Annotated in this window: 12 protein-coding genes; 3 read left to right on the plus strand and 9 right to left on the minus strand. The window is 37.3% G+C overall.

The annotated features are described in order from the left end of the window. Nucleotides 1-111: 111 nt before the first annotated feature. Complete coding sequence (locus CQZ96_RS05425) at nt 112-1,563, plus strand: GGDEF domain-containing protein (protein ID WP_105712947.1); 1,452 nt, start codon at nt 112-114, stop codon at nt 1,561-1,563. 101 nt (nt 1,564-1,664) lie between these two features. Here CQZ96_RS05425 and CQZ96_RS05430 read toward each other — a convergent pair whose 3' ends face one another. Further along, complete coding sequence (locus CQZ96_RS05430) at nt 1,665-1,844, minus strand: hypothetical protein (protein ID WP_004721316.1); 180 nt, start codon at nt 1,842-1,844, stop codon at nt 1,665-1,667. Nucleotides 1,845-2,065: 221 nt separating this feature from the next. Here CQZ96_RS05430 and CQZ96_RS05435 point away from each other — a divergent pair, with 221 nt between their 5' ends. Beyond that, nucleotides 2,066-3,301, plus strand: coding sequence for a pyridoxal phosphate-dependent aminotransferase (locus CQZ96_RS05435; protein WP_105712948.1), 1,236 nt, complete (start codon nt 2,066-2,068; stop codon nt 3,299-3,301). Between the two features lie 138 nt (nt 3,302-3,439). Here CQZ96_RS05435 and CQZ96_RS05440 read toward each other — a convergent pair whose 3' ends face one another. Both CQZ96_RS05440 and CQZ96_RS05445 read right to left on the minus strand, forming a co-directional pair. After that, nucleotides 3,440-3,817, minus strand: coding sequence for a hypothetical protein (locus CQZ96_RS05440; protein WP_105712949.1), 378 nt, complete (start codon nt 3,815-3,817; stop codon nt 3,440-3,442). 229 nt (nt 3,818-4,046) lie between these two features. After that, nucleotides 4,047-4,943: an AraC family transcriptional regulator gene (locus tag CQZ96_RS05445; protein ID WP_105712950.1), complete on the minus strand. Its 897-nt coding sequence runs from the start codon at nt 4,941-4,943 to the stop codon at nt 4,047-4,049. Between the two features lie 201 nt (nt 4,944-5,144). Here CQZ96_RS05445 and CQZ96_RS05450 point away from each other — a divergent pair, with 201 nt between their 5' ends. Beyond that, a complete protein-coding gene (locus CQZ96_RS05450) occupies nt 5,145-5,840 on the plus strand; it encodes an alpha/beta hydrolase (RefSeq protein WP_105712951.1) in 696 nt (231 codons plus the stop codon). A gap of 133 nt (nt 5,841-5,973) precedes the next feature. Here CQZ96_RS05450 and CQZ96_RS05455 read toward each other — a convergent pair whose 3' ends face one another. The 6 genes from CQZ96_RS05455 to CQZ96_RS05480 form a co-directional block, all read right to left on the minus strand. Further along, entirely contained in the window at nt 5,974-7,464 is a 1,491-nt protein-coding gene (locus CQZ96_RS05455; RefSeq protein WP_105712952.1) for a surface lipoprotein assembly modifier, read from the minus strand. Between the two features lie 69 nt (nt 7,465-7,533). Continuing rightward, nucleotides 7,534-8,295, minus strand: coding sequence for a Slam-dependent surface lipoprotein (locus tag CQZ96_RS05460; RefSeq protein ID WP_004820661.1), 762 nt, complete (start codon nt 8,293-8,295; stop codon nt 7,534-7,536). A gap of 202 nt (nt 8,296-8,497) precedes the next feature. Then, nucleotides 8,498-11,632, minus strand: a complete 3,135-nt coding sequence (locus tag CQZ96_RS05465) for a TonB-dependent receptor (protein ID WP_105712953.1) — start codon at nt 11,630-11,632, stop codon at nt 8,498-8,500. A gap of 674 nt (nt 11,633-12,306) precedes the next feature. Beyond that, complete coding sequence (locus CQZ96_RS05470) at nt 12,307-13,320, minus strand: FecR family protein (protein ID WP_105712954.1); 1,014 nt, start codon at nt 13,318-13,320, stop codon at nt 12,307-12,309. Then, on the minus strand, nt 13,321-13,842 hold the full coding sequence (locus CQZ96_RS05475) for a sigma-70 family RNA polymerase sigma factor (RefSeq protein ID WP_004721334.1): 522 nt from the start codon (nt 13,840-13,842) through the stop codon (nt 13,321-13,323). Between the two features lie 277 nt (nt 13,843-14,119). Beyond that, complete coding sequence (locus CQZ96_RS05480; RefSeq protein ID WP_004820653.1) at nt 14,120-14,557, minus strand: Fur family transcriptional regulator; 438 nt, start codon at nt 14,555-14,557, stop codon at nt 14,120-14,122. Between the last annotated feature and the right edge of the window lie 6 nt (nt 14,558-14,563).

Below are 14,563 nucleotides of genomic sequence, written 5' to 3' on the forward strand. Positions count from 1 at the left end.
CATAAAATACAATAAGTAATAAATAACTTGGATTTTATTATTTTATATCGCTCTTTTTTAGGATATATTTCAAACATTCTAGATCACCGCTCAACACACGAGAATCTTATAATGGAATTTTCTGATTCTTCTATTTTTGATATATCACCTACCCCGATGTGGATAGAGGACTATAGCGAAGTAAGAGAACAATTTAATCAGTGGAAAGGCCAAGGAATCACAAATCTTCAAAGCTTTTTAGAAGAAAATCCAGATCAGATTACGGCTTGCGCACATAAAATTAAGATTCTACATGTCAATAAAAAAACCTTAGATTTATTTGAAGCCAGAAATCAGCAACACCTGTATCAGAACTTAAATATTATTTTTCAGAAAGAAATGCTGCACTCACATATCAAAGAGCTGGTTGCACTTTGGAATGGAGAAGCTGAGTTTTCAAATACCACAGTCAATTACACGATTTCAGGCAAAAAATTAGACATCAAATTACGCGGTATCATCATGCCGGGTTCAGAAGTCAGTTTAGACCGGGTTTTAATCACCACTGAAGATATTACGGACTATCAAAATGCGCGCCGTTTAGAAGAAAAAAATCGCCAACTGGCAGAATCTCGCTTTATTTACTCGCCTACCTCGTTGTGGGTTGAAGATTTTAGTCGTGTAAGACTCCGCATAGACCAACTCCGTGAAATTGGTATCGAAGATTTTCGCACCTTCTTAGATGTACATACCGACTTTGTAAACCAGTGTATCGAAGACATCATCTTATTGGATGTCAATCAAGCAACCCTTGATTTATTTAAAGCCAAAGACAAAGAAACCCTGTTTAAAAACTTAAACAAAGTATTTGCAAAAGAGATGTATCAGACTTTCCGTGAGCAACTGATTGAACTCTGGAATGGTAAAATTCATCATCAACGTGAAGCTGTAAATTATGCATTGGATGGTTCAGTACGAAATGTATTGCTTCAATTTACTGTTTTCCCAGGTTATGAACATGACTGGAGTCTAGTGCAAGTTGCATTGACTGATATTACTGCACGGAAAAAAGCAGAAACGTATTTGGAATATTTAGGAAAACATGATGTTCTGACTAAATTATTCAATCGTTCGTTCTATACAGAGGAAATTAATCGTTTAGAGCGTGGTGTACTGCGTCCGACTTCAGCCATTTTTATTGATATGAACGGTTTAAAAGCCATCAATGATCAGTTGGGTCATGATGTCGGTGATGAATTGCTGCGACGAATGGGCAATATTCTGACTCGCACCATTGCCAATACAAGTTATACCGCTTCCCGTATTGGTGGAGATGAGTTTGTGATTCTTATGCCTGCGGCAAATGAACAGACCGTCGAATCGATGATTATGACCATTGAAGAATTACTCAATATCGACAATCAATATTATTCGTCACAGCCTATTAGTATTGCCATTGGTTATGCAACAACATCTGCAAATGAAAGTATAGACAATATGTTGAAACGTGCAGATTTATTGATGTATCAAAAGAAAAAAAATTATTATGAATATGTCACGGAAATGTTAAATGGTAGTGCTTAATATTCCACAAGGATAAATGCTATAGCGTTAAGTAAACGATTCTTTTTAATTCTTATTATAAAAATAGGTGCATCAAGCACCTATTTTTATATCTCAAACACTTAGCGTTTTCCCATCGAACGGCGTGTACCACGAGGTGGCATCCAAGTACGATCTGCATATTGCTCAGGTTTAGGACGGACGTTGTTGTGGGCAACATCATCATCATTTTCTAAAGATGATGGCATTGGAAATGGTAAATTCACCAATGGCTTCTTTTTGGGAGTATTTTGGGTGCTCATGTGATTCACTCAATTTTAACTGGCTATATTGTACGTAAATTTCAGCTTTGATGCGAGTGCTCTTAAACTTTCGCTTTTATTTGTATTCTCTTGATACATTAATTTCTGCTTTTCATGAATATTTATTGAATTTGCATAGATATTAGACGACCAAACATGAAAAATTAGGCTATGATAATGTGCTTTTTATTTTTTTAATCCCTATAAGAAGGAATAATGCCGTGGACGTACGTCTCTCTGATCGTGTAAATGCCATCAAACCGTCTCCAACGCTTGCTGTTACCAACAAAGCTGCTGAATTAAAAGCTGCGGGTAAAAATGTAATCGGATTGGGCGCTGGCGAACCAGATTTTGACACCCCACAACACATCAAAGATGCTGCTATTACAGCGATTAACAACGGTTTTACCAAATATACCGCTGTTGATGGTACACCAGGCCTTAAAAAAGCAATTATTGCGAAGCTAAAACGTGATAACAATCTTGACTATGCTGCAAATCAGATTTTAGTGTCTTGCGGTGGTAAACAGTCTTTCTTTAACTTAGCACTTGCTTTGTTAAACAAAGGTGATGAAGTCATTATTCCTGCACCATATTGGGTAAGCTATCCAGATATGGTGATCATTGCTGAAGGTGTTCCTGTCATCGTGAAATGTGGTGAAGAACAACGTTTCAAGATGACACCTGCTCAACTAGAAGCTGCGATTACAGACAAAACACGTTTGGTGGTTTTAAATAGCCCTTCTAACCCAACAGGCATGATCTACAGCAAAGCTGAACTTGAAGCTTTAGCAGAAGTGCTCCGTAAATATCCTCAAGTTTATGTTGCTTCTGATGATATGTATGAGCCGATCCGTTGGGATGATGAGTTCTACAATATTGCTACTGTAGCTCCTGACCTTTATGAGCGCGTTATCGTGCTTAACGGTGTATCTAAAGCATATGCAATGACTGGATGGCGTATCGGCTATGCAGCAGGACCTGCAAAATTGATTGGCGCAATGAAAAAAATCCAATCACAATCAACTTCAAACCCAACTTCGATTTCACAAGTTGCTGCTGAAGCTGCATTAAATGGTCCTCAAGATGTACTTCAACCGATGATTGAAGCATTCAAACGTCGTCATGATCTCGTTGTGAATGGCTTGAATGAAATTCAAGGGATTAGCTGCTTACCTGCTGATGGTGCATTCTATGCTTATGCCAACATTCGTCCTTTGATTCGTGCAAAAGGCTTAAAATCTTGCACAGAATTCTCAGAATGGTTATTGGAAGAAACTGGTGTAGCTGTAGTTCCTGGTGATGCTTTTGGTTTAGGCGGTTATATGCGTATTTCTTATGCGACTGCAGATGAAGTACTTGTTGATGCGCTTGCTCGTATTAAAAAAGCTGCAGATTCTATTGACGGTGTTGATGCAGCAATTGCTTCAATCGCAGCTGAAAAAGCAGCACAATAAGACGAGATTGGTTTAAATGAAAAATGGGTGTATTGATTACACCCATTTTTTTATCTTTGTTTATATTTTTAGATTTGTTGATATTGCTTATCAACACGTCACGATGTTTTATCAATAAGCATCTATGCTTTATGCAAATTATTCTTTAAGGAGCAAGCCCGTGGTATTGTCTCCATCATTTCCAGTACCGTAATGATCTATACGTACAGTATCAACTTGCACAGTAGATGTGTTTGCCGCATAGTACTTTTCATGATCGACTAATAATAACCCTGTGGTATTGTCTCCATCATTGCCTGTGCCATAATGTTCAATTCTCGGCTCCTTATTTTGATCAAGCTTTGAATAAGGCACAAGTTTTATTGGCTCTTTCAATAAAAGACCTGACGTATTATCTCCATCGCTACCTGTACCAAAGTGATCAATGCGTATTTCTTGCGTATTTTGATGTGATGCAAAACTTAAACTTGAAACACTACAAAGACCAATAACAGTTAATCTGATTAAAGTTTTCATGTCATTCTTCCCATTGAGATATCATTTCATTCTAGAGGTCGAAACTATACAATTCACGGTCATGGGAATTACATTTATGACATTAACCAATCTAAGCAAGTCTTTAATAAAAATCTGAAATCTAGCCTAAATCTTCAAGTTTTATTGCTGTTCCAGATCAGTTTGGCTAAATACGATTCAGTGTTAAAGCGCGTTTTAAAGCATAAAAACTAACTTTGATCATTTGTATTTATTGATCACTTTGTATCAATGACGCTCTAAATACTTTCGGTGCACATCCATATGTTTGTGTGAAAGCACGAGTGAATGCTGCTTGTGAGCTATATCCTACTAATTCAGCAATTTGAAAGATATTTTTGTCTGTCTCTTTTAGAAACTGACTTGCCAGTCTCATCCGCCAATTTTTTAAATATTGAATTGGAGAAACACCGACTTGTTCAACAAATTTTTTAGCAAAACTTGAACGTGATTGATGGGTGGATTGAGCCAAATTTTCTACATCCCATGCATAAGCAGGACGATCATGCATCAAAGATAATGCTTTACTAATCGCAGGGTCACGTAAAGCAACAATCCAACTTTTATGTTCAATGGTCGCCTTTACCAACCAAAACCGTATTGACCACACCAATAGAAGATCAATGATTCGTGAAAGCATCACTTGACTACCAAGGCTAGGATGCTCAAGCTCAAGCTTTATCGCAGCAACAGTCATTGGCACCCATTCTGCAATTTTACCAGTATCATTATGCGATGGGACATGGATATAGCGAGGCAACCCCTCGATTATGGCTTCACCATAAATTCCACTGAGTTTAAAAATACAGCTAATCACAGCGGCTGTTTGGTTTTCAGCATCCAACAATTCAATCGTGTGTTCTCCAGCCGAAGGTAGAACAATAATATCCCCTGCTTTTAAAACAAGATCTAGATTAGTGTTTGCTACTTTAAGTCTGCATGTCGCCTGCTGAACGATATGGATATATGCATAATCCTGTTTAAAGCTTAACTGTTGTTGATCTGTAAATCGCGCGAAGTCATAGATCTCACCTGATATTTTTGCAAACTGATAAATATCAAAGAATAGATCCGTTAAAGCACTTTTTTCAGCATATTCATCTCTCATTCTTTGTCACAATTCCTAAAAAGTGTTTCTGCAAAAACATTGGTGTTTCTGTTATTGTTAAAGTGAATTTAAACATGAATAATCGTTTATAGAAGCTTTTTTGAGTATAAAAATTACATCCTGTATCTATCCAATCTTTATACAAAAATTCTTCAACCATTTAGCTCAACAAATACAATAGCATTTAGCTAGGAGACACACATGAGTAATAAACCGACAATTATATTCGTACACGGATTTTGGGGAGGCGCTGCTCATTGGAGTAAAGTGGTAACTGAGCTGTCTCACCGAGGATATGAATCATTACGTGCAGTAGAACTCCCGCTGAGCTCACTGGCTGAAGATGTTGAACGAACTAGAAAAATGATTGCGCAAGTTAAAGGAGATGTGCTTCTGGTTGGTCACTCATATGGTGGCGCTGTAATTACTGAAGTTGGCAATCAAACGAATGTGGTAGGCCTGGTTTATATTGCTGCTTTTGCACCTGACTCAAACGAAAGCCCTGGTGGCATTACTCAACAACATTTACCTGAAGCTGCACCAAACTTAGAACCAGACAGTGATGGTTATCTCTGGCTTAAAGCAGATAAATTCCATGAAAGTTTCTGTCAGGATTTAACCAAAGATGAAGGGTTTGCAATGGGTATCACCCAAAAAGCGCCAGTAGCAAGCACTTTTGGCGATACGATTTCCACGCCAGCATGGAAAACGAAACCATCTTGGTATCAAATCTCGACTCAAGACCGAATGATCCACCCTGAAAATCAAAAAGTCATGTCTGCACGCTTAAATGCAAAAAAAGTGATTTCGCTAGATGCAAGTCATGCTTCTTTGGCATCACATCCAAAAGAAATTTCAGACTTGATTGAGGAAGCTGTCAGCTTTCTTGCTCAATAAATGATGAATGAATAGAGGAAATCAACAGATTTCCTCTATATCTTAGACCCATTTAAAACTAAGATTTATCGAAATTCAATTTGGCTATATAAATGCCTAAATTAGAATTCAGTAATAAAACCTCTACAACACTTTAAAACCGATGCTCCAGCTTTAAACTAACATTATGTTTATCATAAGAATATAGCCACTCTACATTGCTGTTATTTTGATTATATTGATAAGTGAGATTAGGTGTTAAACCATAAAAAGCCCAACGAGGTGCACTTAAAATCAAAGTATAATTTTGTTCAAAATCATGTCGTCTAGCCTCCAATACCGGAGTAAATTTATCAAATTGACGCCAACGGAAAGAACTAAACAAATTTGCGTTAAAACCTGAGTCAAAGTTTTTGGAAAGGCCTAAACGTATGCCCTGTTGCTGATAAGCCGTAAAATATTGTTCTTGGGTATTATGGTCGACAAAATCCAGTCCGCCAAATAGCGTCCAGTTTCTCGGTAAAATTTTCCAAAAGGTTGAATAGACTGAATATTCCACGCCATCTTGGCCTTTATACTGGGAATAATTTATATCCTTCATTTCGGCTTCTAACTTGACAGCTTTGTCGTTAGAGATAAAACGCATCCACTCACCCCTTAGCCCATAAGCACTATACAGCGGGTCGTGGGCATAGTATTTATGTTCAAATACGGGTGCAATCAAGACTTGATTACGTTCGTTGTAATAACTATAACCCGCATTTAAGTTAAAAGTTAATTCATTATAATCTGTCTGCTCTGGATAAACTTGACCATAGAATAATCCGCGCAATGCAATGCCATGTTGTCCAGAAAGCGACCATCGTTTAGTTAAGGTCGCTTCATAGTCCAAACCTTGCGCACTGATCGCGTCAGGTGTGCCACGCTTTACTTGTTCAATAGGAACGACCTTCTTAGTCTCAGGGTCAATGCCATAATACGTAATGATGTCGTATTTATCGGAAGCATTATTAACATTACTGGCATAACGTGAACCAAAAGCCAATGAACCATGCCATTCATCTCGTTGTTTAAGCCCTTTGAGATACATCTCTACAGTTTGACCTATACCTTGGGCAGCAGGATCTGTAGACAGAGCCAGTTGAGATTGAATCTGCTGAAATAACTGTTGACCTTGCTGATTTTTTTGTTGTTCGGTGTAGATACGAGCCAGCTCAAGTTGGGTCATTAAATTATTCGATTGAATCTCTAGGCTATGTTTAAGTTTACTCTCAGCTAAACTTAAATTCCCCTGTGTTCGTGCCATGACACCCTCAGCGAACTCAGTCAAAGCCTGATCATAATTTGGAAATTTTTTATATTTTTCAAGATAACTTAAAGCCACTTGCCATTGTTTTTGCATCACTGCCAAGTAAAGTGCATATGCAACTTCTGCGGGTTCATCCTTAACCACATATTCTTGACCTTGTATGATCAGATTCGGTAATGCTTGTGTGTTCTTAGGGTCTTCTGATTTGAGTAATTTCTTATCATTTTGATATTGCTGTTGGCTAATTTCCTGATTTAACCTGATACTGGTATCATCCGCTGCATAAACACATTGTCCACACTGCAATACGGCACCAAGCAATACTATTTTTTTCATCTATAAACTCACCAGATAGAATAAAAAAAAAGAAAGACTTACCGAAGTAAGCCTTTCTCATTTAAATCATTATTTTTTTCCACCAAAAGCAACGTCATGCACATTATTGTTAAATGTTGCAATTCCAGCTAAGCTGCTTTGGCTATTATAGAATTGACCTGAAACTGTCCCTGCACCAGCTGACGGATTAGTCGTCCAAGATGCATTTGAACCACTAATCGTTGCGTCGTTATTAATTGTTGCAGTACCCAAATTAAAGGTACGTGAACTATCGCTCAATGAACCCGTTAACTGTTTGGTTGCAAAGTTAGCGGTAAAAGTACCTGACAATAAATTAGAGCCATTATAATTATTGACACCTTGAACACTATAATTTGCAGTACCTGTAGACGGTACGCTGGTATCCGCATCTTTACCATTGTAATAAACAGTGTGTGTTGCTGGATCAACCGTACCTAAACGCTTACCGCTGGCATCTTTGGCTTCGGCATTCCACTCACCAAACCAAACGTCTTGTGTAGGCACTTGTTTATAGTTAGCATAACCAATCCCAGCATGAGATGCTGGAAGCCCAGGTAAGTAAGGGCTTAGACGTACAACGCCATTGCCATCTGCATAGCCGTTAAAACCTGAGAATGCAACAATTGCACCGTTATAAAGAGTGTTAACACCAAAACCAACACCTGAGTTTGGATGAGTCGGTCCAAGTGAACCTGTAGAACCAACTACAATATTACCAATATCACTTGATTCACCTACAACAGCTGCTTGTGCAACACCCACTAAACCAACAGATAGTAAAATAGCCAATGAGATAGATTGAAGTTTCATTTTAAGTTCCTCGATATGAGTTTTAAAGTTTTATCATTAAGAATAAAAATAAAAGTCTTAATGATTATCATTAAAAATAAAACATGTGCTGCACTGATTTTAATTTTAAATTCAAGTGTAAAATCAAGGAGTACGTGTCTTATTTTCCACACATTTATTGCACACCAAGTGCAATAAATTTGGTTAATTACCTCTAAGTTCCTTAAAACTTATGGGTAATGCTTAGCTTAAATGTTCGACCTGGTGCTGCAATTGCCGAACGAGTTAATGGATCAATATAGAATTCGTCAGTGAGATTAGTCCCCACCAGTTCAAATAAGGTGTCTTGTTTAAGTCGATAATTGATATAAGCATCCACAATGGTCATTGAGTTCCATGCCAAAGGGGTATTGGCGTAATAACTCATCTCTATATCGTTATAGTTTTTCGTTTCAGGATTTTCATACTTATGGTGATAACTCGCACGAGTTCCGACTTCAAGTTTTTGATCAAAGAATCGTCCACCAAGTGTTAAATTCACTGAATATTTTGGGGTTGCCATACTGACCAAATATCCGCCTACAAATCCATCATCAACACAACGATTTAATAAAAACTGGTGGCTCGCCCCTAAAAGCATCGCTGAGTTTTCATCACAAACTTTATTTTTAAAACGATAATTGGCACTTAAGTCAGTAAAGAAACGCCCATTGTCAAAGCGACTTTGCAGTTCTAATCCTTCTGTGGTAAGGCTATCGACATTGCTAAATGCCAAAGTTGGACTACGCTCAATCGCATTCTTAGTTTTGTTATAGTAATAAGCCAATTTAATATCTGCATAACTGCTGTTTTTAAATAACTCAGATAGATTATGAACATAGGCAAGTTCATAATTTGATGCATGCTCTGGTTGTAACTTATAACCACTTAAGGTTCCAGAAAACCCAATCGTGCTTTCAAACATACTTGGCATTCTATAAGCTTCGCTATAACGTAAATACATTCGACTATTGGGGCTAAAATTAACCGTTGCTGAAGCTGTCGGTGTCCAACCATGATCTTTGCTTTTTTGCACACCTGTTTTGGTTAAATCAATATCTTCATAACCGCTAGGAATGCCACTACCAGAATAATATCCATAATCCCGACCTTGTACTAAGGTCCCATTTAAAAAGGGATTATTGGCAATGGTTAATTTTCCACGGTTATCCATTTTGTAATCAATTTTATTAGATTTCTGATAAATTCGACTTAAAATTCGAGCCTGCTTGCGCTCCTCAGTCCAACCTTCCGCTAAAGCAAGAGCCTCAATACTTTCTCGTGTTTGCTGTTCAAGTTCTGGTGTCATATTTGGGCGTTTAGTAAAATAAGTCATACTTAATGCCGTGGCTTTTTTAATCAGGCTAAACTGGGGATCACCCGCATTGACTCGTTCATTAAGAAAATCATCAAAGGCCCAATAGTTTTGATATCTTGCACCTGCGTTTAAATTCAGCCATGAGACAGGTTGATAGTCAAAGTTAAAATTAAATTCTTTTTCTTCTCGACGACCTGCTCTCGGTAACATCCTATAACCCGAATTTGTTCCGTTAATATTCGGGTCTTTATAAATATCATCCGAACTGAGTTTTTCTTTTTGAAAACTCCCCCCAACAGTTAAACCCAGATTAGACAGCAATTTAAACTTATTACTTAGGGTCATTCCTTGGCGAGTATTGTCTGAGTTTGCGGTAGCACTGTTCACAAAAACACCCAAGTTTGCATTGGTATCATTGGGAAATCCACCTGAACTATAGGTATGACTCTTGGTATCAGTCCGCCAAATATTGCCGTAGAAATCGACTAAATTATTGTTTTGAGGTTGATATTTGTATTCCATATTATAGGCTTTGGAGTCGATATGACTTAAAGGCCATTGTGGTACCCCTGCTTTATTTTTGACGACTTCACCCCAAGCAATTCGTGAAGGTAAAATTTCTCCATTGATGATTGAACTGTCCCGATAACCGAACTCTAAACGCTGTTCATCTGTAGGTTTCCACGCCGCTTTTAACAAATAAGATTCTGTTTCAAGGGATGTATTGGGAACTTCTGTACCTCCTGGGTAAACTTTGGCAAGGTATGGAACGTAATTAAATCGTCCTGTGGCAGGTTTATCATAAAAATCACTGCCATTTTTCCCTGCAAAGTGATTGCCTTTATTACGATAAGCATAAGCAGCCAAAACTTCAAAATTATCACTACGTCCTGCCAAAGCAATACGTGTTGCAACATCATCGCCTGAATAAATATTATTTTCTTTATTCTGCCGTGCTACTTTAAATAAGGATGGATCATAATAAGGCTCGAAAACTGGATTGCCTTGCCAGTCCGTTCCTGTAGCTGGATAATTTGGATTATCGTAAATGCTTTGACCAGTTAATAGTTGTGGTTCTCTAGGTTTCACTGCATTGCTGCTGGTTTCTACTTTTATCTCCCCACCAAAATTTTTACCTTCCTTTAAAACATCATCTACAGCTAGAGTATGAATAACGACCGCACCACCCACACCTGTATTTACATTGCGTGTGATGGAAGGCCCCTTAATGACTTGTAGCCCACCGATTAAATTAGGATCAATATAACTCCGATTATTCGCACCGTTATAGCCACGCCATACAGTGAGTGCCTGTTCTGTCCCATCAATAAGGACAGGAACACGGCCCGGTCCTTGAACACCACGGATACTTGGATCTAAAGCACCACTGTTTCGGGCATCACCACTGTATACGCCGACCATTCCCTTGAATAAGTCTGCTGGCTGAGCACCTTTATATCGTTCTATTTGCTCTTTGCTGGCATAGACGCTAGAAATATCTTGATCATAAACATCATTCTGCCCTTTTGTATCGCGACTGACTGTGCCAAAAACAGTCATTGGGCTAAGTTGTACGACATTTTCTTGATCAGCTATCATCGGCTGAGATTGTACTGGAATGGGTCTAATTTCAGCTTTATCCACATGCTTCAATATATAGCCATTTCCAACTTTCACCACAGTAAACTCGGTTGCTGCTAAAATATGTTGAAAGCCGTTTTCTAGATTATATTGTCCGCTTAAACCTAAGCTACTTTTACCTTTGAGCTGATTTGCATCAATTGCAATCGATGTACCCGCTTGCTCAGCAAAGGTATTTAAAACACTGGCAAGTGAACCCGCTGGAATATGATATGACTGCGTTTCTGTACTGAGCGCATAACTGCTTTGTGTCGCGACTGTTGTTGCTACACCCACACAAACGAGATGAATCGCCAATGCCAATGATGTCACTTTGAAAGAATATTTTGGATGCTTTTGACCGCAAACAGCTTCACTCATTTTACGCCCCAGTAAATGTAAATAAGAATCATTCAATATATTAAATTAAATGTATTCCTAATATTTGCTTCTACTTACTATGACGTACAAGAATTGAAAAAGTGGAACCGTTTATTCAAAATAAATTTAAATTATCTATCTTTTATTTTTCCAAGATTATTATTGATTATATTTATCCATCATTTTTAAAAACGATATGCATAGTCAGCCTTTCATAAACTCAGACACAAGAATATAATTTCTCTTAATTAATATTTTTAATTAAATCAATTGTATAGGAAAATAAATTGTTTGATTATAAAAAGTTTGCAATGCCACAACTTACATTCAAAGTTTAAATATCTTTGCGTAGGCGATGCCTCACTTTTCAGAGATGAAAAGATGACAAAAATCTTTTGTTTGGCGAGGGGTACGTCCTATACCCCCGCCAAACGGCGACATCCATGTCGCCCCACGGTAAGATCACCATCTAGGATTCAAAAGCACAAAAAATGAATTGTTAACCAACAGTTTCTAAAAGTTCATACAAAACATAAGTTTCATTCATGATCAATGACTTGATGTAAATCACTTGTATGAATAATTAGAAGATTTGATCATATTTTATCCTAAAATTTTAGGTCTAATTTAAAGCTAAACAGCATGATTCAAACCAAGTGCTTAAATCATGATGTTTATTGCAAAGTCACAACTGTGAAATATGGGGTAATTTGATAGACATTTAGCTGAGGGAACACACTGCTTAATAATTGCAATGCACTTTCGGTATGATCTAAAGGCAATACAGCATTGACCTTAATTTGCTCTAACTTGTCAGCGTTAAATATAATTTTTTCTTTACTATTTCGATTCAACTCATTTAGCACTTTTGACAAAGACATATTTTCAACAATCAAATGCCGTTGATTCCATTTCTGCTGTTCATTGTATAAATTAAAAGTATGTATAGGTTGTATACCATTTCGATCAAGTATGACTTCTTGCCCTGCTGTCACAATCACAGAAGATGCTTTGGTTTGATCTTCGTCTTGTTTCGAGGACTGAACTTTCACTTTGGAATGTAGCATTTTAAGCCCAGTCGCATCTGGCTGATATTGAACACTAAATGCAGTTCCCAATGCTTCAATTTGACCATGTTGGGTTTTGACAATAAAAGGACGGGCTTTGTCTTTGGCCACATCTACAAATATTTCTCCTTGAACCAACTCCACAACACGCTGATTTGCTGAGAAGTCCAGATTAACCGCACTCTGACCACTGAGTTTAAGTTGTGAACCGTCTGCTAAGGTTTGGGTTTTCCATTCTCCCGCATGATTTTTAATATCAGCGGTTAGATATGACACTGGATGATAAATAAAATAACTATAAATACCCCCTACACAACACAATATCACCGTTAAAATTCCACCATAGCGCATATTTTTTTGCTTACGGGCACTATGCAAACCTGTTTTTAAGACAGATTGGGTCATTTTCTGTTGTTGTGGAGTCTGTACCAGTTTTTGAATCGAAGTAATATATTGCTCGATATCTTGAGCAATTTTTTGGCGTTGCGGACTCTTGCTTTTCCAAGCATCAAAATCTGTTTGCGCTGTTCTTTTGAGTAAGTCATCATCGGTACTCAGCAGCACAATCCATTCCGCTGCTTCTTCGATTAATTGTTGCTTACTCTTCTCTTCTTCAATCATTTACTCAAACAAATCCTTCTCTTGTTTCAGTGCGTAGCATTGCACAAGGCAAGTTGCTAGATATTTTTGAATCATCTTGGTTGAAACACCAATGATTTCTGCAATTTCTTTATGGGTTAAACCTTCAAAATAATGTAGCACAAAAGCTTGCTGTGCTTTTTCAGAGACGCGTATCAAAGCCTGACAAATCTGGTCAATGGCTTGAACAACCTGAAGTTGATCTTCTGGCGAAGGAATTGTATCCAGCATATATTCCATCTGACTTAATTCATTCAGATAGGCTTGTTCTATGCGCTTACGGCGCACCTGATCAATCATTAAATTTCTAGCAATGGTCACCAGATATGCACGAGGTTCTTTTACTCCAAAAAGTTCATCACGCGTTTGCAGAATTTTAATAAACGTATCTTGTACCAAATCTGCAGCTTGCTCACTATTGCCTACTTTTTTTCTAAGCCATTGATGCAACCAAGATTGGTGATTACGGTACAATTGATCTACAAATGCAGGATTTTTGTTCACAATAGGATCAACTCTTTGACGGTCTGTTAAATGATAATAATTATCATTTAAATGTCAAGACACTCTGAGAGAAATTCCCCGTATATATGATTATTTTTTAGTTCATGTACATCCTTATGTTCTATTTGATCGTTTAATATACTTAAAAAATAAAGTTAAATTATCAATAGTTAATGCACATTGAACCTCAATATCTTGGTTATCATTCAGTGTAAATTCCGATTTATTATTTATGGATATTTTTATCATAAAATAATCTACCCTTTGGCATGTTGTTTTAATGACTACAATAAGGACAAGAGGGTTTTTCTATAACAAGATGATATGAACTTGCACCATGTTCTAAAATAAGTCCTCGAATTTGCTGCTCTAAAGCCTCATCATTAATTTGTTGCAACTGACTACACTTTTTACAATATATTCTCATATTGGTTTGACTTCCCTTGAATGAATATAATGCTTGTTCACTGCCCAGCTTAAATTTAACCAACAATCCTGCTTTAACAAGCTGTTTCAGGGTTTGATAGACACCAGCAAAAGATAATTTTTTCACTTTTAAATCTGGACTATACAAAATTTCGGCTGCTGTCAGCTCTCGTTGTGCATTTCTTAAAATATTCAGTACAGTTAATCGTGTTGTGGTTACTTTTAAGTTTGCTTGCAACAGCAAGCGTTTAAGTTCTTCAGTATTTTTATAATATTCAAAGATTTCCATCCTGAG

This window comes from Acinetobacter sp. MYb10 (assembly GCF_002980175.2).
GTDB classification, from domain to species: Bacteria; Pseudomonadota; Gammaproteobacteria; order Pseudomonadales; family Moraxellaceae; genus Acinetobacter; species Acinetobacter guillouiae.

What these genes read in the sequence shown, in the direction of transcription:
- CQZ96_RS05445 (WP_105712950.1), bottom strand. Translation starts at nt 4,943, where the DNA reads ATGAGAGATGAATATGCTGAAAAAAGTGCTTTAACGGATCTATTCTTT.
- CQZ96_RS05440 (WP_105712949.1), bottom strand. Translation starts at nt 3,817, where the DNA reads ATGAAAACTTTAATCAGATTAACTGTTATTGGTCTTTGTAGTGTTTCA.
- CQZ96_RS05455 (WP_105712952.1), bottom strand. Translation starts at nt 7,464, where the DNA reads ATGAAAAAAATAGTATTGCTTGGTGCCGTATTGCAGTGTGGACAATGT.
- CQZ96_RS05450 (WP_105712951.1), top strand. Translation starts at nt 5,145, where the DNA reads ATGAGTAATAAACCGACAATTATATTCGTACACGGATTTTGGGGAGGC.
- CQZ96_RS05425 (WP_105712947.1), top strand. Translation starts at nt 112, where the DNA reads ATGGAATTTTCTGATTCTTCTATTTTTGATATATCACCTACCCCGATG.
- CQZ96_RS05460 (WP_004820661.1), bottom strand. Translation starts at nt 8,295, where the DNA reads ATGAAACTTCAATCTATCTCATTGGCTATTTTACTATCTGTTGGTTTA.
- CQZ96_RS05480 (WP_004820653.1), bottom strand. Translation starts at nt 14,557, where the DNA reads ATGGAAATCTTTGAATATTATAAAAATACTGAAGAACTTAAACGCTTG.
- CQZ96_RS05430 (WP_004721316.1), bottom strand. Translation starts at nt 1,844, where the DNA reads ATGAGCACCCAAAATACTCCCAAAAAGAAGCCATTGGTGAATTTACCA.
- CQZ96_RS05465 (WP_105712953.1), bottom strand. Translation starts at nt 11,632, where the DNA reads ATGAGTGAAGCTGTTTGCGGTCAAAAGCATCCAAAATATTCTTTCAAA.
- CQZ96_RS05470 (WP_105712954.1), bottom strand. Translation starts at nt 13,320, where the DNA reads ATGATTGAAGAAGAGAAGAGTAAGCAACAATTAATCGAAGAAGCAGCG.